The organism is Shimia sp. R9_3, from assembly GCF_017743755.1.
In the GTDB taxonomy this organism is placed as follows: Bacteria; Pseudomonadota; Alphaproteobacteria; order Rhodobacterales; family Rhodobacteraceae; genus Shimia.
In genome coordinates, this window is sequence record NZ_JAGHRP010000002.1 from 520909 (window position 1) to 544154 (window position 23246).

Below are 23246 nucleotides of genomic sequence, written 5' to 3' on the forward strand. Positions count from 1 at the left end.
GCCATGGGAACTGTTGGAAAGATCGCCCGCCGTTCGTTTTTGCTTGGCGCTGCCGCTGTTGTCGGCGGGGTGGCCTTTGGCGTCTACCGTGTGAAGACACCCTATGAAAACCCTCTGAAAGAAGGGCTGGCGGACGGGGCCGCGACCTTCAATCCGTGGGTGATCATCGACAGCGAGAAAGTCACGCTGATCGGGCCGCACGGGGATAAGGGGCAGGGGATTGCCCATGTGCAAGCGGCGTTGATTGCCGAAGAGCTGGACATCGAGTTGGATCAGGTCGAGACCAGCTTCGGCAAGCCTGACAAGGCCTATTGGAACCGGGCGCTTTCGGCTGATGGCGTGCCGTTTCAATCGGGTGACACAAGTTTTGTCGCAGAAAGCGCGCGGACCGTGATGTCAGGGTTTGCCAAGCTGTTGGGCTTGCAGATCACGGGCGGCTCCAGCGGGGTGCCCGATAGCTATGTGAAACTGCGCGAAGCGGGGGCGATTGCGCGCGAAACGCTCAAGCTGGCGGCGTCCAACGTCAGCGGGGTGCCTGTAGCGCAGCTGAAGACGGCCAATGGTGCAGTGCAGTTGCCGGACGGGAGCGCGCTGAAATACACCGAGCTGGCCGCTGAGGCGGCAAAGCTTGAGCCGGTAATGGACATCAAGCTGCGTGACCCAAGCGAATGGCGTCTGCTGGGCAAACCCATGCAGCGGCTGGATATTCTGGCGAAGTCCACTGGCACCTTGGAATATGGCATCGATGTTGAGGTCGAAGGCGCTATGCATGCCACTGTGGTTTGCAATCCGCGCAAGGGCGGTGGCCTGAAAAGCTATGACGCAAGCGCCGCCAAAGAGATGCGCGGCGTTCAGAAGATCCTTGAGGTCACCGGTGGTGTTGCGGTTGTGGCCGACAACACATGGCGCGCCATTCAGGCCGCGCAAGCCATTGATTTTGATTGGGGTGAAGCGCCTTATCCGGCGGAGCAGGATGGCCATTGGGCGGCGGTTGCTGCGAGCTTCGACGAGGAGCAGCTCGATAAGAAATGGCGTGATGAGGGCGATGCGCCCGCGGCCATTGCCTCAGAAGGTGCGGCGATCGAGGTGGAGTATCGCGTGCCCTATGTGGCGCACCAGCCGCTGGAGCCGTTAAATGCCACGGTTTTGGTGGAGGACGACAAGGTCACCGTCTGGACCGGTCATCAAATCCAGATCATGCTGCAGCAGCAGGTGGCTGCGATCACGGGCCATAAGCCGGAACAGGTTGATCTGGTGAACCGCTACATGGGCGGCAGCTTTGGCCACCGGCTGGAGTTTGAACAGGTCAAACTTGCCGCTGAGGTCGCCAACCAGATGCGCGGTACACCGGTGAAACTGACCTACAGCCGCGAAGAGGACTTTGCCCATGATTTCACACGCCACATCGGGATGGCACGTGCCTCCGGTGCGGTGAAAGATGGCAAGGTGGTGGCTGCTGATCTGCAGATCGCCATGCCCTCTGTCGCGTCCTCTCAAATGGGGCGTATGGGCATAAGTATTCCGGGGCCGGACACGCAGATCGCGGCCGGAGCTTGGGATGCGCCTTACAGCTTTGATAACTACCGGATGCGGGCCTATCGCGTGCCGGAGCTGGCACCAACGTCGAGCTGGCGCTCGGTTGGGGCCTCTGCGGGCGGGTTCTTCTTTGACAGCATGCTGGACGAGCTGATCCATGCGGCCGGTGCGGATCCGCTCGAGGAACGCATCCGTCTGATCAGCAATCCGGTCGCGCGCAAAGTGCTGGAAGCGGCTGGCGAGATGTCCAATTGGGGCAGTCCGCTTGCGGAAGGCAAAGGCCGAGGAGTTGCTTTTGTTGAGAGCTTTGGGGTGCCAACCGCCGAAGTGATTGAGGTGACCAGCACCGAGGACGGCATCAAGATCGACAAGGTCTGGGTCGCTGCGGATGTTGGCCGTGTGCTCGACCCGGTGAACTTTGAAAATCTGGTTCAGGGTGGCGTGGTCTTTGCGCTGGGCCATGCGATCAACAGCGAAATCACCTATTCCGACGGGATGGTGGAGCAGTCCAACTATTGGGATGCAGAGGCGATGCGGATGTATCAATGTCCGGAGATCTTTGTGAAAGGTCTTGAGAACGGAGAGAAAATCCGTGGCGTCGGTGAACCTCCGGTGCCGCCTGCAGCGCCTGCCTTGGCCAATGCGATTTTTGCCGCGACAGGGCAACGCATTCGGGAGCTGCCGCTCTACCATCACATTGATTTTGTGTGATCGGAACGATCTGAAACAAATGAACCCGCCGATATTCTCGGCGGGTTTTTCTTTTTTCAGTCGGGGATGAACCGTGGAGGCCGCTTCTCAAAGAAAGCAGCGCGCCCTTCTTTGGCATTGTCGCTGCCGAGCAGGCGCGGCTGCACATCGCGCTCATAATCGATGGCGCTGTCCAGCCGCCCGGAGCTGAAGGCTTTGATCGCGCGCAGAGCTTCCGGCCCAAGTGTCTCTACGTGCTGTGCCAGACTGAGCGCCGCCTTAAGGGTGTCTCCATCCTCCACCATGTCATCCGCCATGCCCCAGCTGAGCGCCGTGGGGGCATCAACCGGACGGGCATAGAGCATCACCTGACGCGCGCGCGCCTGACCGATGCGGGCGGGCAGGGATGCGAGCAGACCGTAATCCGGCATCAGGCCGATCTTTGGAAAGGCCGAGAGGAAACGGGCCGATTTTGCCGCAATCACCGTGTCACACATCATCGCAAGAGACAGGCCAGCGCCAGCGGCCCAGCCTTCAACGGCGGCGATCACCGGAACAGACGCGCCGGTGATTTGATTGGCCAGCCGTTTGACCTGTTCAAAGTTGATCCGCTTCTGCCGCATCGGCGCGTCCATTGCGGCGATATCGCCGCCTGAGCAGAAATTGCCACCGGCCCCCGTGAGGATGACCGCGCGGATGCTTGTGTCGGTCTCAATCTCTTCGAGAGCCTCAGACAAAGCAGCGCGCAAAGGCGCCCCGATCGGGTTGCGCCGGGCCGGATCATTGAGGGTCAGCACCATTGCGCTGCCGATGCGCTCTTTCAAAAGGGGGGGCGTGGCCATGACATCTCCTGTGCGGACGCGAATGCTCACAGGCTGCGGTAAAATTGGGCATCGCTCAAGTCGGGCGCTCATTGGCTACGCCGCGTCATGAATTGGCTGCTGTCATCGGCAAAACTGTGGAGGCTTTTCTCAAAGCGGTTCAGCGGTTAGGGTAACCAGCGTGGTGATGGTAATGGGGTATTGGGGTGGCTGCGGATGACGGGGCTTCGCAAAATTCTACATGTCGAGGATGATCCCGATATTCGGGAGATTACACTTCTCGCGTTGGTGGAACTGGGAGGGTTTGAGGTGCTGCAATGTGCCAGCGGCGAAGATGCGCTTGCACAGGCGGTGGCTTTTGCGCCCGATTTGATGGTGCTTGATGTGATGATGCCGGGCCTGAGCGGTGTGGAAACGCTGGCTGCGATGCGCGCCTTGCCGGAGCTTGCGCAGACCCCTGCGGTGTTCATGACATCAAAAGACATCGCTTCCAAAGATGAAGACGAGATCCGGGAGGGCGCGATTGGCGCCATTCAGAAGCCGTTTGACCCGGTGGCGTTGCCAGATCAGCTGCGCCAGTTGATCGCGGCGCAACAGGCCAGCTGAGAAGACCCCTCAGGCGGTGGCAATCACCTCGCCCAGCTCTTCGCTGAGAATGTCGGTTGCGACCAGAATGCTTTCGAGTTCGTGCGGTGTGGGGAGCCTGAGGCGCACGGGCTCCAGCAATTGTTCCACCTCTGCCGCCAGATCGCCGAGTTTCCTTAGGCCGTAGGTACCGCTGATGCCGGCGAGTTTGTGTGTGGCGAGATAAAGCTCTTCAAGCGCTTTGGGGGACGCGCCGTGCTCCAGCAGCGTGGCGGTGAGATCTTCGATTTCCGCTTCCCGCGCGGGCAGCCCTGACAAAAAACGACGGCGCAGCCCGGCAAACTTTCTTTGATATTTGGACGGAAACATGGCTGCAGTCTCAGGCGTCTTGCTGTGCAGGGGATTGGGGGAGTTCAATGCTGATGTCCTGCTCTGTGTCGCAAAGCGGGAAGATCGCAAAGAAGCGGCTGCCCTCGCCCAATGTGCTTTCAAAGTCGATGGCGGCGCCATGGTCTTCGATGATCTGCTGGGCGATGGAGAGGCCAAGCCCGGAGCCGTCAAACTTGCGGCTGTCAGAGGTATCCACCTGTTGGAATTTGTCAAAAATCAGGTGGCTGCTTTCCGGCGGAACCCCGATGCCGTAGTCGCGCACCTCTAGGATCGCGCACCCGCCTTCCAGACGTGCGCCAAGCTCAATATAGCCGCCGGAATGGGAGAATTTCACGGCATTGGACAGCAGATTGTCGAGCACCTGCATCAGGCGCTCGTTGTCGCCGCGCACCGTGAGAGGCTGAGGCGGCGGCGCTGTGCGCACCACAATTTCAAACTGATCCGCGTAAGGCGTGATGGATTGTGCCGCGTCATGTATCAGCTGGCCGAGATCGACAGGGGCAAAATGGTAGACCATCTTGCGCGCTTCCATTTTCTGGATGTCGAGCAGATCGTTGATCAGTTTGCTGAGGCGCTTGCTGTTCTTATGCGCGATCTCAAGCATGCGGTTGGCGCTGTCTGGATTTTTGGCCAGATCGGTTTCACGCAGCAGAGTGAGCGAGCCGGTGATGGAGGTCAGAGGCGTGCGCAGCTCGTGGCTGACAACCGAAACAAATTGCGATTTGAGCTCATAGCCTTCGCGCGCCTTGTCCCGCTCTGCGCGCAGCTCATCCATCTGGTCCAGCGTGCGTTGATACATGCGCAGAAAGATCGTGGAGCACTCAAGCACGAAATAGAGCACAAACAGGGCGGTCGCAAAGTGGAGCCAGAGCTTGGAGTCAAAGGATGCGTCTTGGGCCAGGATGTCTGACACCGGAATGTAGATAAAAATCACGCCGTAAGTGATCAGCCGAAGGCCCAGAATTTGCGTCAGCTGGTGATTATTTACGGCGGCAAAAAGGCCGGCGGCGAACAAGAAGAACAGCGACATAAAGTGCTGACCGGGGCCTTCGAGGCGGGCCAGCAGCAGAATGAAGGTGGCGATTGAGGCGGCGGAAAGCGCGTTTGACAGGGACAAACCACGGAGCAGGCGCTGGCTGTGGCGCAAGGAATGATCCGTACGGTTAATCACCTTGTAGCAAATCGAGTTGTCAAACAGATCGGTGGCCTGAATGAACAGGTAGCAAAACGCAGCAAGGCTCCAGGAAAAATAGAAACCACAGAGAAAACCAGCACCGGCGTAGATGCCTTGGCGCTGCCAGAAGAGGGTGATGCCGCCAAGCGCAAAATCGTGAATTTCCTGATGCAGGCGGCGGGTGTCCTCAACCTGATGGGCCGCGATGGGAAACAAACCGCGCAAAGGTTTGCCAAACAGGCGGGTCATTCGTGTGGATCGCGTCGTCTTTTCAGGTTGTTCAATGTGCATTCTGCAACATCCAAGTGAGAGTGACCGACGCGGTGCGTTCAATCTGTTTGGCGCGATGCCCCAAGCATCTGTAGGATGCGCAATCTTGGGGGGCAGCGGCCACGCGGGTTTAATGCGCAGGGGCGCTGTGATCGGTTTTGAAGACGCGACCGTTGTGCTGAAGCTCCATCTCCGGGCGGGAGATTTCAAAATCGAGCAATTCGAACGTCGTGTCGATATGGCCTCTGTGATGGGGCACGTAGCCGGATTGATCAAAGGTGCCGGTGGCTTCGATCACGTCCCCGGGGGAGACAGTGGTGCGGAACCGCTCGATAAGCGCCTTGTCACGTACGGTGAAGCTCACGCGGCGCGGGTAGCGAAATCCGGGGGCGTCAGACTCGGTGGCTGTTTGAGCGGAGATGTCGACCATAAGCTTTGGTTCCGGCTCAGAAAGCAGCAGCGTATGCGCGATTTCACCTTTGATGTGAAAATTCAAAAAATAGGTCTGCATGGCATCCTCCGAACTGACGGCCCCTTGGATGGGGTGTTTGCCGAATCTCACTTTGGAAAGCGGCATTTTGATGGTCTTGCCGGGGAGAATTTACGAAGTCATTTCTAGTCCCCACCTATCCTGTAAATCGGACCAAAAGCTTTACGAATGGTAAATTTAATACATAAAATTGCACTAAAATTAGAAAAACTGTGTTCACATTACAGAAACACTCAACAAACTTCACCTAGTGAACTTTTTCACTAGATGTTTAACTAAATTTGTGCCTCAATCGTGCTATGGGTGTTTGGGGGGCGCTTTTTCTAGGTGGTAAACTCTGGTGGGTTATGAGTTAAGTCACTATTTTGTATGGATATAGTTCGTTTTTCTGTTCCAAACTTTTGTCTGCCGTACTCTTTGTCTAAGCGCGAACTTTCTACCTATGGGTGATGCGATGATTGGTCGGTTGCGTGTGTTTTGCATCCGAAAATCGACGTTGTTGTGAGTGAATACAATTTTTTAGGATTTGTCAGTGTACACGGTTGGGAAGGGGCAAAGAGGTATCCGGAGAGAGAATGGATATGCTGACGACGACCCTCTCGTTCGAGAACATGCACAAGCATGGCGAACTGATGGTCAACCTACTAAGGGCTCGCAAACAGTCCTTCATTGTACAGAATAAATGGGACCTGCCAGAAGTGGCGGGTATGGAATACGATCAGTACGACACGCCAGCAAGCAGCTGGATTGCGGTTCATGAAGGCGAGCGCGTGCTTGCCGGGGTGCGTTTGACACCGACCACCGCAAGATGTGGCATGTACTCTTATATGGTGCGGGACGCGCAGAAGGGCATGTTGGAGTCAATCCCCAGCAACCTGCTGTTTGACGAAGCGCCCATCGATCCGAGAGTATTTGACGCCAGCCGGGTTTTTGTGGCGCGGGATGTGCCAGCTGAGCAGCGCATGGAAGTGCAGACGCAGCTGATGCAAAAGCTGATCACCACAGCACGATCCATGGACGCCAAGCATGTTCTTGGTCTGGTGCCCGCAGTTTGGCCGCGTTGGATCAGACGACTTGGTCTGGTGGCAGAAGCGGCAGGGCCGATCATGCTGGTGGACGGGCTTCCGGTGCAGGTTGCGCGTATGGATCTGTCAAACACCCACCGCCACTGAGGCGTTAGCTGAAAGCGGCTGCTGCGGGGCGCGTGTCGATGTCTTCACGCAAAGCGTCTTGGAGCAGATGCTCATAAGCGCGGCGTTCCATTTCGGTCTGGAACCCGCTGCCAGGATGATGGCGCATTGTCTTGCGCAAATATGCAAAACTGCTGCGCTGGTTGGTGGCCCGTATTTCCGCATTGGCGACCGCACGCTGCAAAGCCAGAACCGCGCCTGCCCGGGTCAGGGTGCGCAAGGTTTGCGGCTCTCCGACCGTTGTTTTGCTCATCAAACCATCAATCTGCGTTGACGGAACGTAGCTTAGACGCTCGTTGAGCGCGGCTTCGACGTGCGTGTTTTCAAAGGATCGGCTGCGCGGGGCAACGCAAAGGAAAACGCCATTGCCGCGATAGGTCGCGATTGCGTCATTGTCTGCCACCACCGACATCAGCTCGCTGGAGACATCCGTAAGCATGCGCCGAAAGGCGACAGGCGAGAGCGCGGTATAGGCGCTTTGAATGGTGTCGACCTTAACCCCGAAAGCCATGCTGCGCAGCAGGGTGGAGCGGGGCAGGCCCATCAGGTGGTTTTCAAAAGCAACATATCCAACCATCTGGGTTACGCCGGCGAGCTCAATGGGCTCTTTGAGGCTGTGGGTGGTTGTTTCCAGAAGATCCCGCTTCAAGGCCGCCATTTCGCTGGCGGTCTCTGTGATGCGGTGCTGTTCGGACACAATGCGGTGCGCCAGAGAGATGCGGCTGAAAAGCTCCAGGAAATCAAAAGGTTTGGTGACAAAGTCGGTGGCGCCCGCAGCGAAGGCCCCATCGATGTATTTCTTCTGAGACATCGCGGTCAGCATGATGATGGGCGTGCGGGCATAGCCTTTGGTCTTGCGGATTTTGCCTGCCAGCGTGATGCCATCGATCACGGGCATCTGGATGTCGAGCAGGAAGCAGTCAAAAGGCACTTTGGCTTTGGCAATCGCGCGGATGGCCTCGGGGCCCGAAGGCACCGTGACGATGGTGTGATCGGTTTTGGTCGCAACGGCCTCCGCCAGAAGCGCGCAAATGCTCTCGTCGTCATCGACGGCCAATATCTTCATGTCTCAGCCCTTTCTGTGGCTGCCTGTCTGATAAAGCGTGAAACGCAAACCAACAGTGCCGACGCGGCTTCTGCCCACCGGCCTTGGTCAGATGTTGCAAAGCGAATGCGTCCAGAAAGGGGCGAAAGATTGACTTGATTCGAAAAAATTAAGGATTTGTTAGGAGATCAATCCGTTCAAAATCAAAAGCTTAGGGGCATTTGTGGGTGTTTGAGGCTCCCGTTTGCCTTAACTTCCACCTTGGGGTGAAACTGGTGACAGGTGCTCGCTCAGACAAATTTCCGGAAGATCTTTGTCTGGTCGAACATGTCTTCCAGTGTGCGCATGCGTTGTTCGGTCCGGCCCCAAGAGGCTTCCTGCACGGCGGCGATCAAGGTTTCGGACAAGAGCATCATGGCAATGGTGGAATCCCAGGCCGAAGGGGCTTCGATCCGACAATTCAGCGAAATCTCCGCGTATTGGCTGATCGGGCTTTGCCATTGGTCGGTGATAAGAACTACGCGCGCGCCCTGCGCCTTTGCGATCTCGGCTAGCCGCAAGGTGGAATTCTCATAGCGCCGGATGTCATAGATCAGCACAACATCGCCTTCGGAAATGTCCAGCAGGTCGTGCGGCCATGCGTTTGAGGTGGACCGGATGTGGCGCACGCGCGCGCGAATGACCTGCATATGAAGGTGTAGATATTCGCTGAGTGCGTGGGTGATGCGACCACCGGTGATATAAAGCGCGTTGCTTTCGTCGGCGAGCAGCGCGGCCAGCGCGTCAAATTGTGCCGGATCAACACTTGCCAGAGTTTGGCGGATATTGCCGATCACGGCCTCGGTGAAACGGTTGAGAAGGTGCTCTTCGGGGGCGCTTTGCGCCCAGCTTTCATGTTTGGCAATGGGGTTGGAAAAGCGCGCTTCCACTTCCTGCCGCAAAGTATCCTGAAATTCGGGAAACCCGGAATAGCCGAGTTTTTGCACCATACGTGCCACCGTTGGTGTGGAAACCGACGCCTTCTCAGCAAGTCGCGTGATCGAGCCCATGCCGGACATAGGATAGTTTTCCAGAATCACGCCTGCGAGCTGCCGCTCAGCGCGCGTAAGGCTTTCATAAACCTTGTTAATCTTTTCCTGCGCGGTGTCTGCCAAGGGGGTGCCCCATCTCTCTGCTGTTTCTGTAAGCATAGTTTCAGGGTTTTTTCGAAAGAAGAAGAACTTTCAGAATAATTATTGACAGAAGATGAGCTCCTGAAGAAGTTTGTTCACAAAGGGGGCACCAATGACTTTAGAAGACGACGAAGTGGTACATGTTGAAGGGCCGGTCACGCCTGGTGATGTGCTGTTTGTCTGTGAGCACGCTTCCAATCATTTCCCCGATTGCTTTGGCACACTTGGGCTGAGCGATGACGTGCGCGAGAGCCACGTGGCTTGGGATCCGGGGGCGCTTGCGCTGACACGGCTGCTGGCGCAGCGCTTTGGCAGCACCTTGGTGGCCGGTGGCGTGTCGCGCCTATTGTATGACTGCAATCGCCCGCCCGAAGCGGAGAGCGCGATCCCCCAGCGCAGTGAGGTTTTTGACATTCCCGGCAATGTTGATCTGTCAGCGGATGCGCGGGACGCGCGTGTGCAGCAGATCTATATGCCATTCCGGGCTGGGGTGGAGCAGGTCCTGGTTTTGATGGAACCCAAGGCGTTGGTCACCGTGCATTCGTTTACGCCAGTTTATCACGGCGTACCGCGCGCGGTGGAGATTGGCGTGTTGCATGACCGGGACACGCGACTGGCGGATGGGATGCTGGAGGCGCTTTCGGACTCTGAGCATGATGTGCAACGCAATGCGCCTTATGGGCCGGAAGACGGCGTGACCCACTCTCTGCAGCTTTATGGCCTGAAAAATAAGGTGGCAAATGTGATGCTTGAGGTGCGCAATGATCTGCTGCGCACTGAGGCGCAGATTGCGCATATGGCCGATGTGATCGAAGGCGCGCTGCGTGCAGGCCTTCATACGCTTGCTGACAACTCTACGATGGAAGAGGGGCTGTAAATGCCAAAGCTTGTGCGGCTCTACATTCGCGGCATTGACGGATTTAACCGCCGGATTGGGCGGTTCATCATGTACGGGATTTTCGTCATGATGGCGATTTTGCTGTGGTCCTCCTTCTCAAAGACTTTTGCGACGCCTTCGCTGTGGACGCTTGAGATGGCGCAGTTTGCCATGGTGACCTACTACATCCTTGGCGGACCATATTCGATGCAGCTTGGATCGAACGTGCGGATGGACCTGTTTTACGGGGGATGGACGTTGCGCCAGCGCGCCACGGTGGATGCGATGACCGTGTTCTTCCTGATGTTTTATATCGCGATCCTCATTCATGGGGCCGTGGGGTCCAGCGCCTATTCGCTGGGGCACTTTGGCGTGGAGCCTTATGCGTTTTATCGCGATCTGGTCTGGGCCTATGTCACCGGTGGCAAAGAGGCGGCCAGTGAAATCATTGGCTATATCGAGCGCAGCCCGACTGCGTGGCGGCCGGTTCTCTGGCCAATCAAGCTGATCATGCTTTTTGGCTTTATACTGATGTTCTTACAGGCGGTTTCTGAACTGTTCAAAGACATCGCGCGGATGCGTGGAGTTGACTACTGATGTCTTATGAAATGATCGCCATTCTGATGTTCTCGACTATGATGCTGATGCTCATGACGGGGCAGAGGGTCTTTGGGGCCATTGGCTTTGTGGGTGTTCTGGCAGCGGTGCTGCTGTGGGGCACGGGGGGCAGTGATATTGGCTTCTCCGCCGCGATGAAGCTGATGAAATGGTATCCGCTGCTGACGCTGCCAATGTTCATTTTCATGGGCTATGTGCTCAGTGAATCCAAAATCGCCGACGATCTCTACAAGATGTTCCATGTCTGGATGGGGCCGGTGCGGGGCGGTCTGGCGATAGGCACGATCCTGCTGATGGTGCTGATTTCGGCCATGAACGGCCTCAGCGTTGCGGGCATGGCGATTGGGGCGACCATTGCGCTGCCGGAGCTGCTCAAACGGGGCTATGACAAACGCATGGTGACCGGGGTCATTCAAGCGGGATCGAGCCTTGGCATTCTGGTGCCGCCTTCTGTGGTGCTCGTACTTTATGCCATGATTGCGCGCCAGCCGGTGGGGCAGCTGTGGTTGGCCGGTGTGTTCCCAGGCCTGATGATGGCGGCGATGTTCATCCTCTACGTGGTGATCCGCTGCCGTATTCAGCCGGAGCTTGGCCCGGCCTTGCCTGAGGCGGATCGTGATATTTCGCGCGCAGAAAAGCTGCGCCTACTGCGGGCCGGTCTGCTGCCAATCGTGATCTTCGCCACCATGATGGTGCCTTTTGTGAACGGTTGGACATCGCTGGTGGAAAGTTCGGCGATTGGTGCGATCACAGCCTTTGTGGCCGCCGTGCTGAAGGGGCGTATGACACGGGAAGTGTTTGAAACCTCTGTGCGCAGCACGCTTGGCATTTCCTGCATGTTCATGTGGATCATTCTCGCCGCACTGGGCTTTGGTGCGGTGTTTGACGGGCTGGGCGCGGTGAAAGCCATCGACAATCTGTTCACCGAGCAACTGGGGCTTGATCCCTGGATGATCCTGATCCTGATGCAGCTGAGCTTCATCCTGATGGGCACATTTCTGGACGACACAGCGATGCTGGTCATCGTGGCGCCGCTTTATGTGCCACTGGTGAAGGCGCTTGGCTTTGATCTGATCTGGTACGGCGTGCTTTATACGATCACCACACAGATCGCCTATATGACACCGCCATTCGGCTATAACCTGTTCCTCATGCGGGCCATGGCACCAAGCGAAGTCACCCTGCGCGACATCTATCGCAGCATCGTGCCCTTCGTGTTTGTCATGGTTCTGGCACTCACATTGGTGATGATCTTCCCACAGATCGCGCTGTGGCTGCCGGAATATGTCTACGGAAAATAAAAAATCTACAGAGCGCCGAAAACGGGGCCAGATTCAACAAGGAGAGTAAGAGATGACGACAAGACGTAAGTTTCTTCAAGCCGCTGGCGCTGGCGCAGTTGCGGCACCGTTGGCGACACCGGCGATTGCGCAAAGCACCATCAAATGGCGCATGCAGACCTATGCCGGCCCCGCGCTGGCAGCACATGTGATCGATCCGGCGATTGAGATGTTCAACAAGATTGCGGGCGACCGTATGCAGATTGAACTCTTCTACGCTGACCAACTTGTGCCGACAGGTGAGCTGTTCCGTGCCATGCAGCGCGGCACCATTGATGCGGTGCAGTCTGACGATGACTCCATGGCGTCGCCGACTGAGGTGACCGTGTTTGGCGGCTACTTCCCGTTTGCCTCCCGCTACAGCCTCGATGTGCCTGTGCTGTTCAATCAGTACGGCCTGAACGAGATCTGGGACGAAGAGTATTCCAAAGTGGGTGTGAAGCACATCAGCGCCGGTGCATGGGATCCTTGCCACTTTGCCACCAAAGATCCGATCAACTCCCTGGCTGATCTGAAAGGCAAGCGCATCTTCACCTTCCCAACCGCGGGCCGCTTCCTCAGCCAATTCGGCGTGGTGCCTGTGACCCTGCCTTGGGAAGACATCGAAGTGGCTGTGCAGACCGGCGAGCTTGACGGCATCGCATGGTCGGGCATCACGGAGGACTACACCGTGGGTTGGGCCGATGTGACCAACTATTTCCTGACCAACAACATTTCCGGCGCATGGGCGGGCAGCTTCTTTGCCAACCAAGACCGGTGGAATGAGCTGCCAGAAGATCTGCAGACCCTGTTCCGCGTTTGCTGTGACCAGTCTCACTACTATCGTCAGTGGTGGTATTGGGGCGGCGAGGCCAACCTGCGTGTGAACGGCACCAAGATGCAGCTGACCTCTATTCCGGATGAAGAATGGGCACAGGTGGAAACCGCAGCTGTGAAATTCTGGGATGAGATCGCAGCGGAAAGCCCAACCAAGGCAAAAGTTGTGGAGATCTTCCGCAAGTACAACGCAGACATGCAGGCGGCGGGTCGTCCGTACCGTTACGGCTAAGTCTTTCGGCAATAACATCTTTCGAAGCCCCGTCGGTTGATGGGGCTTCGGCACTCAACAAAGAAGGCGCATTTGATGTCTGGCAATCTGACCCTTGATGAGCTGCGTGGCCTGAGCGCGAGCGGCGAAATTGACACTGTTCTGGCCTGTATCGTGGATATGCAGGGTCGCTTGATGGGCAAGCGGTTTGTGGCGCAGCACTTTGTGGACAGCGCGTGGGAAGAGACCCATTGCTGCAACTACTTGCTGGCGACCGATCTGGAGATGCACACGGTGGAAGGCTATGCCGCAACCAGCTGGGCGGCAGGCTACGGCGACTATCTGATGAAGCCGGACCTGAGCACATTGCGCCGGGCGGCGTGGCTGGACGGCACTGCGCTGGTGATCTGTGACGTGATGGATCACCACGGCCACCACGACATTGCGCATTCCCCGCGTGCGATGCTGAAGAAACAGATCGCACGGCTTGCGGAGATGGGTTTTGAAGCGGTGTCGGCAACCGAACTTGAGTTCTTCATTTTTGAGCAGAGCTTTGAGGAACTGGGCAAGACGGGCTATCGCGACCTGACCCCGATCAGCGCTTATAATGAGGATTATCACATCCTTCAGACAACCAAGGAAGAAGGCGTGATGCGCGCGCTGCGCAATGGGCTTTATGCCTCGGGCATTCCTGTGGAAGGGTCCAAGGGGGAGGCGGAAACCGGGCAGGAAGAGCTCAATATCCGTTACGGCAGCGCCATGGACGCGGCCGAAAACCATACGATTTCAAAACATGCGGCCAAGGAGATTGGCTGGCAGCAGGGCCATGCGGTGTCCTTCCTGCCGAAGTGGCACCATGACAAAGTGGGCAGCGCGAGCCATGTGCACCAGTCGCTTTGGACCAAAGGCGGCGTGCCTGCGTTTTATGATGCGGACAAAGATCTGGGCATGTCCGACCTGGCGCGAAACTATCTGGGCGGCCTGCTGAAATACGCCAATGACATCACCGTTTTCCTTGCGCCTTATGTGAACAGCTACAAGCGCTTCCAGAAGGGCAGTTTCGCGCCGACCGCCAAGGTCTGGTCGGTGGACAACCGCACGGCGGCTTTCCGGTTGTGCGGCGATGGCAGCAAGGCTGTGCGCGTGGAATGCCGGGTGCCGGGGGCGGATATGAACCCCTATCTGGCCATCGCGGCGTTGCTGGCAGCAGGCATCAAGGGCATCGAAGAGAAGCTTGATCCGGGCACGCCTTTGACCGGCGATGCTTATGAGGCGGGCAACAATGTGATCCCGACAAATCTGCGTGATGCAACCGAGGCGCTGCGCGGCTCCGACATGCTGCGTGAGGCTATGGGCAGCGAAGTGGTTGACCATTATGTGCGGATGGCGGAATGGGAGCAGGAAGCCTTTGACGCGGTGGTGACCGATTGGGAAATTGCGCGCGGGTTTGAACGGGCGTAAGCCGGAAGAGGTGAGGGGCCAGCCCCTCACACTCCCCGGGATATTTGACGAATGAGAAAGCGGGGCGTTGTGCCCCTTATGGATGGAGTGTTGCCATGAGCGGCATGTTGACATGTATCTCTCCGATCGATGGGTCGGTTTTTGTAGAAAGACCTGTGCTGAGTGCTGAGGAGGCCTTTGCTGCGGCCAAACGTGCAAAGGACGCGCAGAAAGCCTGGGCCGCGCGGCCTTTGCAGGAGCGGATTGATCTGGTGATGGCTGGTGTGGCCGCTGTGGGTGCGATGAACGATGAGATCGTGCCGGAGATTGCCAAGATGATGGGCCGCCCGGTGCGCTATGGCGGTGAGTTTGGCGGCTTTAACGAGCGCGCAAGCTATATGGCGGACGTCGCTGCGGAGACGCTTGCGGACATTCAGGTGGGCGAAGACGCCACATTCAAGCGCTACATCAAGCGTCTGCCGCATGGCGTGGTGTTTGTGGTTGCGCCATGGAACTACCCTTACATGACCGCGATCAACACGGTGGCGCCTGCGCTGATTGCGGGCAACACCGTGATGCTGAAACACGCGACGCAGACCCTGTTGGTGGGGGAGCGCATGGCGCAGGCCTTCCACAGTGCAGGTGTGCCGGAAGATGTGTTCCAGAATGTCTTCCTGAGCCATGACGTGACCAATGATCTGATTGCGGGCAATGCGTTTGATTTTGTGAACTTCACAGGCTCTGTGGGCGGTGGTCAGGCGATGGAGCGCGCCGCTGCGGGTACGTTTACGGGCGTTGGCACCGAGCTTGGCGGCAAAGACCCGGGCTATGTCATGGAAGATGCGGATCTGGATGCGGCTGTGGACACGCTGATTGACGGGGCGATGTTCAACTCCGGCCAATGCTGCTGTGGTATCGAGCGGATCTATGTGCATGAGAGCCTGTATGATGCCTTTGTGGAAAAGGCGGTGGCGGTTGTAAACGGCTACAAACTAGGCAATCCACTTGAGGAAGAGACCACGATTGGTCCGATGGCCAATGTGCGTTTTGCTGATGAGGTGCGCGCGCAGATTGCAGAAGCTCTTGAAGCCGGTGCAACGGCGCATATTGAGACTTTTGCCGAGGATGATGGCGGGGCTTACCTCACGCCGCAGATCCTGACCGATGTGACCCATGAGATGCGCGTGATGCGTGATGAGAGCTTCGGCCCTGTTGTGGGCATCATGAAGGTCTCCTCTGACGAAGAGGCGATTGCCTTGATGAATGACAGCGAGTTTGGTCTGACCGCAAGCCTCTGGACCAAAGACGTAGAACGTGCAGAGCGTGTGGGCAATGAGATCGAGACCGGCACGGTGTTCATGAACCGGGCGGACTACCTTGATCCGGGCCTATGCTGGACCGGCTGCAAAAACACAGGACGTGGCGGAGGGCTCTCGGTGATTGGCTTCCAGAACCTCACACGTCCAAAATCCTACCATCTGAAAAAGGTGACATCATGACACTTGTTGGCAACTGGTCTTACCCGACTGCAGTGAAATTTGGCGTTGGTCGCATCAAGGAGCTGGCAGATGCTTGCGCGGCAACCGGCATGAAGAAGCCGCTTCTGGTGACGGACAAAGTTCTCGCGGATCTGCCGATCACCACGGCGACGTTGGATCTTTTGGAGGCGACCGGGCTTGGGCGCGCGATGTTCTCCGAAGTTGATCCGAACCCAAACGAGAAGAACCTTGAGGCGGGTCTAGAGGTCTACCGCGCGGGGGGGCACGACGGGGTGATCGCCTTTGGTGGCGGCTCAGGCCTTGATCTGGGTAAAATGGTGGCCTTTATGTCCGGTCAGACCCGTCCGGTTTGGGACTTTGAGGACATTGGCGATTGGTGGACCCGTGCCGATCCTGACGGGATTGCGCCGATCATTGCTGTTCCGACAACTGCGGGCACTGGTTCAGAAGTTGGGCGGGCCAGCGTCATCACCAATTCCGTGAGCCATGAAAAGAAAATCATCTTCCACCCCAAGGTGCTGCCAGCCATTGTGATCTGTGATCCGGAGCTCACCGTGGGCATGCCGCAGTTCATCACCGCAGGCACCGGGCTTGATGCCTTTGCCCATTGTGTGGAGGCCTATTCCAGCCCGCATTATCATCCGATGAGCCAGGGCATCGCGCTGGAAGGCATGAAGCTGGTGATTGAGAACCTGCCGCGCGCTTATGCCGATGGCAAAGATCTGGAAGCCCGTGCGCATATGATGAGCGCGGCCATGATGGGGGCGACGGCCTTTCAGAAAGGTCTTGGTGCCATCCACGCCATGAGCCATCCGGTGGGCGCGATGTTTAACACGCACCACGGCACCACCAATGCGGTCTGTATGCCGGCGGTTCTGGAGCTGAATGCGCCTGAGATTGCGGAGCGGTTTGATCGCGCTGCGGGCTATCTGGGGGTTGAAGGCGGCTTTGATGGGTTCCGCGCCTTTGTGCAGGGCTTCAACGACAGCTTTGCCATTCCGCGCAAGCTGTCTGACCTTGGCGTGAAAGCAGATGCCATCCCTGAACTGGTCAAAGGCGCGCTGATTGATCCGAGCTGCGGTGGCAACCCGGTGGAACTGACTGAGGCGAACCTCACAGCGCTGTTTGAGGCGACAATCTAAGCCGCTTTGCGCAGCAGATAGATATCCATAATCCAACCAATCTCGGCCCGCGCATCTGCGCGGGCCGAGATGATTTTGGCGGAGACCTCTGCCAGCGGGCCTTCGAGCAGGATTTGCTGATCCATGCCCACATAGCCGCCCCACCAGATGTGCAGATCCTCAGGATCGAGATGCTGGAAAGAGCAGCTGCCATCCAGCATCACGGCCACCGTTGAAACACCTTCGGGCCAGCCGTCTTCGCGCAGTTTGCGCCCTGTGGTGATCTGGACCGGATCGCCCAAAGTGTTGAGCGGAATGGCGTGGGCGGCGGTCAGCATTTGCAGAGAGGTGATGCCGGGCACCACATTCACAGTCAGCGGGATGCCGCGCGCAATCAGGCGATCTGCGATGCGCAGGGTGCTGTCATAGAGCGACGGGTCACCCCAGACCATCAGCGCCACATGGCCGTCAGCGGGGGCATGCGTGGAGATGAGATTTTGCCAGATCGCGGCCAGTGCATCGTGCCAGGTGTTTACCCCGTCAAGATATTTGGGCGTGCCTGCGTCGCGCACCGGATAGTCAAATTCGACGATCTTGGGCGCAGTTGACAGAAGCTCTGCGGCAATCATGCGGCGCAAATCGGCGAGCTCGGTTTTCTCATCCCCTTTGCGCGGCAGCAGGATGACATCTGCCGCCTCCAGCGTTTTGAGCGCCTGTCGCGTGAGGTGATCCGGGTTGCCTGAGCCAATGCCAACAAGAGACAGCGTGGTCATGCGGGATCTGCCAGTTCGCCAAAGAGGATGATGCCCGGTGCAGACGAAATCTCTTCCGCGAGCTGTTTGGCGAGCTCTTCCATCGTGGTGCGGGTGAGTGTCTGTTCCGGGTGGGACACGCTTTCAGCCAGGAGCGCAGGGCAATCGCGGCGCAGGCCCGTGGCAAAGAGCTTTTCGGCCAGTTCCGGGAAAGTGCGTTTGGGCATGAACAGCACGGTGGTGGCACCGGGGTCTGCGAGCGCCTGAAGGTTGAGATCGCCGGGCAGGGCGCCCGCCACATCGTGACCGGTGACAAATTGCACGCGACGGGCGACCAAACGACGGGTCAGTGGGATGCCAGCAGCAGCGGCGGCGGCGCTGGCCGACGTCACACCGGGGATGATTTCAAAATCAATGCCAGCCTCTTTGAGCGCGGTGATCTCTTCTTCCAAACGGCCAAAAATACCGCTGTCACCGGATTTCAGGCGCACCACATGGGCGCCGGATTGGGCGTAATCCACCAAAAGCTGGCTGACGTGGTGTTGCTTGGGCGACGGGCGGCCTGCGCGTTTGCCCACCCCAACAAGATCTGCCTCTTTGTTGGCGTGCTCCAGAATGGGGCCTGCGGAGAGGTCGTCAAACAGCACGGCCTCCGCCTTTTGCAGGCGGTCCACCGCCTTCAGGGTGAGCAATTCGGGATCACCCGGGCCGGAGCTTACGAAACTGACAAAGCCGGTCATGCGGAGGCCTCTGCAATCAGGTGGAAGAAGGTGCCGGTGGTGTTGCCTTTGATGGAGCCGGTTTCCGGCACCGGGTTGCCGTCTGCATCGCCAACTTGGGCGAGCGGGGCATCTGGTTCTTCCAGAATGGTGGAATAGTGGAATTCGTGGCCGCGCAGGCGTGCGCCGGTGTCAAAGCCCGGCATTGGGGCCTGCAACGTCGCTTGGCGGTAGCCGAGGTGGAACTTGCGTTTCTCATAAGAGGTCACAAGCCCCAGAAGGCCGGCCATTTCGTGGCGGTTGCCCTCTTTGTCGATCAGGGCTTGGCCCAGTGCCATGTAGCCGCCGCATTCGCCGTGCACCGGTTTGGTTTCAGCGTGTTTGCGCAAACCCGAAAGATAGGTCTGATTGGCGGCAAGCGTGCCTGCGTGCAGCTCTGGATAGCCGCCGGGCAGCCAAACCAGATCGGCGCTGGCATCAGGGGCTTCATCGGCAAGCGGAGAGAAGGGAAGGATCTCTGCACCCGCGTTGCGCCAACCGGTCAGAAGGTGCGGATAGGTGAAGTTAAAGGCCGCATCCCGTGCCAGAGCGATACGCTGGGCCGGGGGCTTGGGCAGCTGTCCTGTGCGCGCGGGGCCTGCTTTGGCTGCTGCTTTGATGGCTTCCAAATCCACGTGCTCGCGCAGGAAGGCGGCATAGCCGGTGATGGCTTCTTCAAGATCGGGATGCTCAATCGCCTGAATGAGACCAAGGTGGCGCTCAGGCAGGGCGAGATCGCCACGCCGCGGCAGCACGCCCAGCACATTGATGCCCGCCTGATCCATGCCCAGACGCGCGAGGCGCTCATGGCGCGGGGAGGCGCAGCGGTTGAGGATCACCCCAGCAAAGGGCAGATCTGGGTTGTAGGTTTTGAAGCCAAGCGCGGTGGCGGCCGCCGATTGCGCCTGACCACCCACGTCGATCACCAGAATAACCGGCCAGCCCATCATCAGCGCGGTTTCCGCAGAGCTGCCAAAGCCGTTTTCACCACGTGTGGCCACGCCGTCAAACAGGCCCATGGAGCCTTCGGCCACAATGATGTCCGCGCCTTGCGCCTGCTCTGATATGCCGCCAGCGAGTGCGGGAGGCATGGCCCATGTGTCCAGATTGAACGCAGGACGGCGCGCGGCTGCGTGGTGGAACGCCGGGTCGATGTAGTCCGGGCCGGATTTGAACGGTTGTACGTTCATGCCATCTTCGGCCAGTGCCCGCAGCAGCCCCAGCATTACGGTGGTTTTGCCTGTGCCGGAGGAGGGCGCGGAAATCAGGATGCCGGGGGGCATGGTGGTGGTCATGTCAGTCGTCTCCATGCTGCCAGCTCGACCACGGGCTGTCTGCGGTCTGAGGGCGATAACGGCGGTCATATTCGGTGGCGTAAAGGCAGCTCTCGTCAAAGCCTTCGCCGGCAAGGGCAGGGCCAACAAGGATCAACGCCGTACGGGTGATGTTTTCGGTCACATCGGCTTTCAGGGTGGCAAGTGTAGACCGGATGATCTGTTGGTCAGGCCAGCTGGCGCGGTAGACCACGGCCACCGGGCAACCTGCGCCATAGGCGGGGGTCAGATCAGCGATCACGTGATCGAGGTTGCCGATGGACAGATGGATCGCAAGGGTCGCGCCTGTGGCGGCGAAGTTCTTGAGCGTTTCGCCTTCTGGCATTGAGGAGGCGCGCCCGGGGGTGCGGGTCAGCACCACGGATTGTGCCAGACCGGGCAAGGTGAGCTCGGTTTCCAGCGCCGCAGCGGCGGCGGCAAAGCTCGGCACACCCGGGGTGACCGAGACAGGAATGCCTTCGGCGCGTAGGCGGCGGAGCTGTTCCCCCATGGCTGACCAGACAGAGAGATCGCCGGAGTGTAAACGGGCCACATCCTGACCCTTTTCATGGGCTGCTTTGCATTCGGCCAAGATGGCATCCAGGTCCAGCGGCGCGGTGTTGATGATGCGCGCGTCTTGGGGGCAGTGTGACAGGATTTCATCCGGCACAAGAGAGCCCGCATAGAGGCAGACCGGGCAAGAGGCGATCAGGTCGCGACCCCGTAAGGTCAAGAGATCGGCCGCACCAGGGCCTGCACCGATAAAGTGAACGGTCATGTGGTACTTCCTTCAGCAATGGCGCAGGTGGCCATACGGTCTTCTGAGATGACGCGGGTTTGCAGCAATGTGGCGGATGCACCCGCAGCCACCAAAGCGCAGGCTTCTGCCACCGAACCGGTGCCGCGTTTTTCGCGCACTTTTGTGGAGTTGGTCACAGTGGTGGCCGCGTGCAAATCCTGCGAGGCCACGGGGATCACGGGCAGAGAGAGGGCATCGGCAAAGGCCGCAAACACATGCGTTTGCGCTTTGTCGTCCGGTGCCGCAATCGCCGACACACCTGCAGGCTGCGCGGCCAGCCAGGCGGCTTGCAGGCTCTCAAACGTGGCGGATTGTCGGAAGCCAAAACCGGCAACTCTCATTTTGTGACGCTCCATTGCACAATGGGATAAGCGGATTTCCAGCCGCGTTTTCGGCCCAAGGGGTTGGCATGCGCAAGCTCGATGCGCAAGAGGTCGCCGCCGTTTTGTGCCTGCCAATTGGCCAAAAGCACCTCTGCCTCCAGGGTTACGGCGTTGGCCACCAGACGCGCGCCTTCGGGCATTTGCTGCCAAACCGTTTGTAGCATCTCTTCGCTGATGCCTCCGCCAATGAAAACGGCATCCGGGGCATCCAGACCGGCGAGGGCCTCCGGTGCGCCGCCGGTCACGACCTTCAAGCGATCAGCACCGAGGGAGGCAGCATTGGCTTTGATACGTGCGGCGCGGTCCGCGTTGATCTCCACACTGGTGCCGCGGGTGCGCGGGTGGGCCAGCAGCCATTCGATGGCGATGGAGCCGGAGCCGCCGCCGATGTCCCAGAGGTGCTCGCCGGGCAAAGGGGCGAGTGCGGAAAGGGTCAGGGCGCGTACCGGGCGTTTGGTGATCTGACCGTCGTTGTCAAAGAATGTATCCGCGCGGCCGGAAGCTGTGGTGAGGGCAGGGCCACCCTGTGCCTCAATCGCGACGGATACGGGATGTGTTATGTCACTGAAGGCCAGTTCTTGGGCTGCGGATTGGCGGATGCGTTGGCGGGGGCCGCCGAGAGCCTCAAGCACATGCAAAGTGCTTTCGCCAAAACCGATGCCTGTGAGCCAAGCGGCAAAATCAGATACAGCGTCACCGTCGCGCAGGGTCACGATGGCGCGTGTGCCGTTGGCGAGATGCGGGCGCAGGCGTGCAAAGGGGGCTGCATGCAAGCCCATGGTGATAGTGCTTTCCAGCGGCCAGCCAAGCGCGGCGGCAGCGAGTGACATGGTGGAGGGGGCGGGCAGGCTGCGCCATTCGTGCGGCTTTAGATGTTTGGTGAGGCTGCCGCCTGCGCCGTGCCAGAACGGATCGCCGGATGCGAGCACAACGGTTTGACGGCCACGATTTTCCAGCAAGAGCGTGAGGCCGTCAGCGAAGGGGATGGGCCATGTCACGGTCTCGGCGGTGAACGCTGGCAACAGCGACAGGTGGCGCGCCGCGCCCATGACAACTTCGGCGTCTTCAAGCGCTTTGCGGCTTGCAGGGGGAAGGCCATCTGGGCCATCTTCGCCAAGCCCGACGATGGTGAGCCAAGGATCAACTGACATGACAACCAAACTCCTTATTCTTGGCGGCACAACCGAGGCCAGCGCCTTGGCTCAAGCTGTGGCGCGCGCCGGTTTTGACGCGGTTTTCTCTTATGCGGGGCGTGTCGCCAAGCCCAAAGAGCAGCCTTTGCCCACGCGGGTGGGCGGATTTGGCGGTGTTGACGGGCTGGCCATCTATGTGCGGGACAATAGCATCACCCATGTGATTGATGCGACACATCCTTTTGCCGCGCAGATGAGCTGGAACGCTTATCATGCCTGTGCGCAGGAAGGCGTGGCGCTGATTGCTTTGACCCGTCCGGCCTGGCAGGCGCAGGCGGGGGATGACTGGCGCCATGTGGCGGATATTGAGGGGGCTGTTGCGGCGCTTGATGGGGCAGAAAAGCGCGTGCTGCTGGCGCTGGGCAAACTCAATCTGCCTGCCTTTGCCGCCCAGCCGCACCATCACTATATTCTGCGCCTTGTGGATCAGCCGGAGACCCCGCCCGCCGTGCCACATCACACCGTGGTTGTGGCGCGGGGGCCGTTTGATGTGGCCGGGGATCAGGCCTTGATGGAGCAGCATGGCGTCGAGGTGGTGGTTTGCAAAAACGCCGGGGGCATCGGGGCAGAGGCCAAACTGCACGCGGCGCGGGCGTTGAACATACCGGTGATTATGATCGATCGCCCTAAGCTGCCGCCGAGGGCGGCGGTTGCCACTTCGGAAGAGATTCTGGCTTGGGCTAAAAACTGAAGTTTGGCCCGGCGTAGACGGGCCGCGCCCGACCCTCCCTACGGGAGGGCGCTTTGCTTCCTCCCAGGATCG

23 protein-coding genes are annotated in these 23246 nt (G+C 58.8%); 11 read left to right on the forward strand and 12 right to left on the reverse strand.

Going from position 1 to position 23246, the window contains the following annotated elements; genetic code table 11:
- Positions 1-3: 3 nt before the first annotated feature.
- Entirely contained in the window at positions 4-2247 is a 2244-nt protein-coding gene (locus J7412_RS06975) for a molybdopterin cofactor-binding domain-containing protein (protein WP_209077999.1), read from the forward strand.
- Between the two features lie 56 nt (positions 2248-2303).
- Here J7412_RS06975 and J7412_RS06980 read toward each other — a convergent pair whose 3' ends face one another.
- Positions 2304-3068: an enoyl-CoA hydratase-related protein gene (locus J7412_RS06980; protein ID WP_209078000.1), complete on the reverse strand. Its 765-nt coding sequence runs from the start codon at positions 3066-3068 to the stop codon at positions 2304-2306.
- Between the two features lie 195 nt (positions 3069-3263).
- On the opposite strand from J7412_RS06980, the gene J7412_RS06985 reads away from it, so the two are divergent.
- Positions 3264-3653 (forward strand): response regulator, encoded by a 390-nt coding sequence (locus J7412_RS06985; RefSeq protein WP_209078001.1) that lies wholly within the window; start codon positions 3264-3266, stop codon positions 3651-3653.
- A gap of 9 nt (positions 3654-3662) precedes the next feature.
- Here J7412_RS06985 and J7412_RS06990 read toward each other — a convergent pair whose 3' ends face one another.
- The 3 genes from J7412_RS06990 to J7412_RS07000 form a co-directional block, all read right to left on the reverse strand.
- Complete coding sequence (locus J7412_RS06990) at positions 3663-4001, reverse strand: Hpt domain-containing protein (RefSeq protein WP_209078002.1); 339 nt, start codon at positions 3999-4001, stop codon at positions 3663-3665.
- Between the two features lie 10 nt (positions 4002-4011).
- Entirely contained in the window at positions 4012-5487 is a 1476-nt protein-coding gene (locus tag J7412_RS06995) for an ATP-binding protein (RefSeq protein WP_209078003.1), read from the reverse strand.
- 109 nt (positions 5488-5596) lie between these two features.
- Positions 5597-5977 carry a hypothetical protein gene (locus J7412_RS07000; RefSeq protein ID WP_209078004.1) on the reverse strand — a complete coding sequence of 127 codons (381 nt, stop codon included), beginning with the start codon at positions 5975-5977 and terminating at the stop codon, positions 5597-5599.
- Between the two features lie 560 nt (positions 5978-6537).
- Between J7412_RS07000 and J7412_RS07005 the strand changes: the two genes are divergently transcribed.
- Entirely contained in the window at positions 6538-7128 is a 591-nt protein-coding gene (locus J7412_RS07005) for an acyl-homoserine-lactone synthase (protein WP_209060927.1), read from the forward strand.
- A 4-nt stretch (positions 7129-7132) separates the two neighbouring features.
- Here the strand turns inward: J7412_RS07005 and J7412_RS07010 are convergent, their stop codons facing one another.
- Both J7412_RS07010 and J7412_RS07015 read right to left on the reverse strand, forming a co-directional pair.
- Complete coding sequence (locus J7412_RS07010) at positions 7133-8212, reverse strand: response regulator (RefSeq protein ID WP_209078005.1); 1080 nt, start codon at positions 8210-8212, stop codon at positions 7133-7135.
- A 269-nt stretch (positions 8213-8481) separates the two neighbouring features.
- The gene (locus J7412_RS07015) at positions 8482-9345 is read right to left on the reverse strand and encodes a MurR/RpiR family transcriptional regulator (protein ID WP_247743799.1); all 864 of its coding nucleotides are present in this window, start codon (positions 9343-9345) and stop codon (positions 8482-8484) included.
- A 130-nt stretch (positions 9346-9475) separates the two neighbouring features.
- Between J7412_RS07015 and J7412_RS07020 the strand changes: the two genes are divergently transcribed.
- The 7 genes from J7412_RS07020 to J7412_RS07050 all read left to right on the forward strand — a co-directional run bounded on the left by J7412_RS07020 (position 9476) and on the right by J7412_RS07050 (position 17306).
- A complete protein-coding gene (locus J7412_RS07020; RefSeq protein ID WP_209078007.1) occupies positions 9476-10240 on the forward strand; it encodes an N-formylglutamate amidohydrolase in 765 nt (254 codons plus the stop codon).
- On the forward strand, positions 10241-10837 hold the full coding sequence (locus J7412_RS07025) for a TRAP transporter small permease subunit (RefSeq protein ID WP_209078008.1): 597 nt from the start codon (positions 10241-10243) through the stop codon (positions 10835-10837).
- A complete protein-coding gene (locus J7412_RS07030) occupies positions 10837-12159 on the forward strand; it encodes a TRAP transporter large permease subunit (RefSeq protein ID WP_209060912.1) in 1323 nt (440 codons plus the stop codon). The genes J7412_RS07025 and J7412_RS07030 overlap by 1 nt, the downstream gene beginning before the upstream one ends.
- A gap of 52 nt (positions 12160-12211) precedes the next feature.
- On the forward strand, positions 12212-13246 hold the full coding sequence (locus tag J7412_RS07035) for a TRAP transporter substrate-binding protein (RefSeq protein ID WP_209060911.1): 1035 nt from the start codon (positions 12212-12214) through the stop codon (positions 13244-13246).
- A 75-nt stretch (positions 13247-13321) separates the two neighbouring features.
- Positions 13322-14686, forward strand: coding sequence for a glutamine synthetase family protein (locus J7412_RS07040; RefSeq protein ID WP_209078009.1), 1365 nt, complete (start codon positions 13322-13324; stop codon positions 14684-14686).
- 95 nt (positions 14687-14781) lie between these two features.
- Positions 14782-16164 (forward strand): aldehyde dehydrogenase family protein, encoded by a 1383-nt coding sequence (locus tag J7412_RS07045; RefSeq protein WP_209078010.1) that lies wholly within the window; start codon positions 14782-14784, stop codon positions 16162-16164.
- A complete protein-coding gene (locus J7412_RS07050) occupies positions 16161-17306 on the forward strand; it encodes an iron-containing alcohol dehydrogenase (protein WP_209078011.1) in 1146 nt (381 codons plus the stop codon). Before J7412_RS07045 ends, J7412_RS07050 begins: the two co-directional genes overlap by 4 nt.
- Here J7412_RS07050 and cobF read toward each other — a convergent pair.
- The 6 genes from cobF to cbiE are packed head-to-tail and all read right to left on the reverse strand — an operon-like array spanning position 17303 to position 22441.
- Positions 17303-18058 (reverse strand): precorrin-6A synthase (deacetylating), encoded by a 756-nt coding sequence (gene cobF, locus J7412_RS07055; protein ID WP_209078012.1) that lies wholly within the window; start codon positions 18056-18058, stop codon positions 17303-17305. The two genes, J7412_RS07050 and cobF, sit on opposite strands and share 4 nt — an antisense overlap.
- Positions 18055-18777 (reverse strand): uroporphyrinogen-III C-methyltransferase, encoded by a 723-nt coding sequence (gene cobA, locus J7412_RS07060; protein ID WP_209078013.1) that lies wholly within the window; start codon positions 18775-18777, stop codon positions 18055-18057. Before cobA ends, cobF begins: the two co-directional genes overlap by 4 nt.
- The gene (locus tag J7412_RS07065) at positions 18774-20090 is read right to left on the reverse strand and encodes a cobyrinate a,c-diamide synthase (protein WP_209078014.1); all 1317 of its coding nucleotides are present in this window, start codon (positions 20088-20090) and stop codon (positions 18774-18776) included. Before J7412_RS07065 ends, cobA begins: the two co-directional genes overlap by 4 nt.
- A 1-nt stretch (position 20091) precedes the next feature.
- Positions 20092-20886, reverse strand: coding sequence for a precorrin-4 C(11)-methyltransferase (gene cobM / locus J7412_RS07070; RefSeq protein WP_209078015.1), 795 nt, complete (start codon positions 20884-20886; stop codon positions 20092-20094).
- Complete coding sequence (locus J7412_RS07075; protein ID WP_209078016.1) at positions 20883-21248, reverse strand: cobalamin biosynthesis protein; 366 nt, start codon at positions 21246-21248, stop codon at positions 20883-20885. The genes cobM and J7412_RS07075 overlap by 4 nt, the downstream gene beginning before the upstream one ends.
- Positions 21245-22441: a precorrin-6y C5,15-methyltransferase (decarboxylating) subunit CbiE gene (cbiE, locus tag J7412_RS07080; protein WP_209078017.1), complete on the reverse strand. Its 1197-nt coding sequence runs from the start codon at positions 22439-22441 to the stop codon at positions 21245-21247. Before cbiE ends, J7412_RS07075 begins: the two co-directional genes overlap by 4 nt.
- Here cbiE and J7412_RS07085 point away from each other — a divergent pair.
- Complete coding sequence (locus J7412_RS07085; protein ID WP_209078018.1) at positions 22440-23174, forward strand: cobalt-precorrin-6A reductase; 735 nt, start codon at positions 22440-22442, stop codon at positions 23172-23174. The genes cbiE and J7412_RS07085 overlap by 2 nt on opposite strands.
- Positions 23175-23246 lie beyond the last annotated feature (72 nt).

Coding starts and splice junctions, on each gene's coding strand:
- J7412_RS06995 (WP_209078003.1), bottom strand. CDS start 5,487: ATGCACATTGAACAACCTGAAAAGACGACGCGATCCACACGAATGACC.
- cobM (WP_209078015.1), bottom strand. CDS start 20,886: ATGACCGTTCACTTTATCGGTGCAGGCCCTGGTGCGGCCGATCTCTTG.
- cobA (WP_209078013.1), bottom strand. CDS start 18,777: ATGACCGGCTTTGTCAGTTTCGTAAGCTCCGGCCCGGGTGATCCCGAA.
- J7412_RS06990 (WP_209078002.1), bottom strand. CDS start 4,001: ATGTTTCCGTCCAAATATCAAAGAAAGTTTGCCGGGCTGCGCCGTCGT.
- J7412_RS07040 (WP_209078009.1), top strand. CDS start 13,322: ATGTCTGGCAATCTGACCCTTGATGAGCTGCGTGGCCTGAGCGCGAGC.
- J7412_RS07005 (WP_209060927.1), top strand. CDS start 6,538: ATGCTGACGACGACCCTCTCGTTCGAGAACATGCACAAGCATGGCGAA.
- J7412_RS07045 (WP_209078010.1), top strand. CDS start 14,782: ATGAGCGGCATGTTGACATGTATCTCTCCGATCGATGGGTCGGTTTTT.
- J7412_RS07035 (WP_209060911.1), top strand. CDS start 12,212: ATGACGACAAGACGTAAGTTTCTTCAAGCCGCTGGCGCTGGCGCAGTT.
- J7412_RS07075 (WP_209078016.1), bottom strand. CDS start 21,248: ATGAGAGTTGCCGGTTTTGGCTTCCGACAATCCGCCACGTTTGAGAGC.
- cbiE (WP_209078017.1), bottom strand. CDS start 22,441: ATGTCAGTTGATCCTTGGCTCACCATCGTCGGGCTTGGCGAAGATGGC.
- J7412_RS07085 (WP_209078018.1), top strand. CDS start 22,440: ATGACAACCAAACTCCTTATTCTTGGCGGCACAACCGAGGCCAGCGCC.
- J7412_RS06985 (WP_209078001.1), top strand. CDS start 3,264: ATGACGGGGCTTCGCAAAATTCTACATGTCGAGGATGATCCCGATATT.
- J7412_RS07020 (WP_209078007.1), top strand. CDS start 9,476: ATGACTTTAGAAGACGACGAAGTGGTACATGTTGAAGGGCCGGTCACG.
- J7412_RS06980 (WP_209078000.1), bottom strand. CDS start 3,068: ATGGCCACGCCCCCCCTTTTGAAAGAGCGCATCGGCAGCGCAATGGTG.
- J7412_RS07000 (WP_209078004.1), bottom strand. CDS start 5,977: ATGCAGACCTATTTTTTGAATTTTCACATCAAAGGTGAAATCGCGCAT.
- J7412_RS07050 (WP_209078011.1), top strand. CDS start 16,161: ATGACACTTGTTGGCAACTGGTCTTACCCGACTGCAGTGAAATTTGGC.
- J7412_RS07030 (WP_209060912.1), top strand. CDS start 10,837: ATGTCTTATGAAATGATCGCCATTCTGATGTTCTCGACTATGATGCTG.
- J7412_RS07010 (WP_209078005.1), bottom strand. CDS start 8,212: ATGAAGATATTGGCCGTCGATGACGACGAGAGCATTTGCGCGCTTCTG.
- J7412_RS06975 (WP_209077999.1), top strand. CDS start 4: ATGGGAACTGTTGGAAAGATCGCCCGCCGTTCGTTTTTGCTTGGCGCT.
- J7412_RS07025 (WP_209078008.1), top strand. CDS start 10,241: ATGCCAAAGCTTGTGCGGCTCTACATTCGCGGCATTGACGGATTTAAC.
- J7412_RS07065 (WP_209078014.1), bottom strand. CDS start 20,090: ATGACCACCACCATGCCCCCCGGCATCCTGATTTCCGCGCCCTCCTCC.
- cobF (WP_209078012.1), bottom strand. CDS start 18,058: ATGACCACGCTGTCTCTTGTTGGCATTGGCTCAGGCAACCCGGATCAC.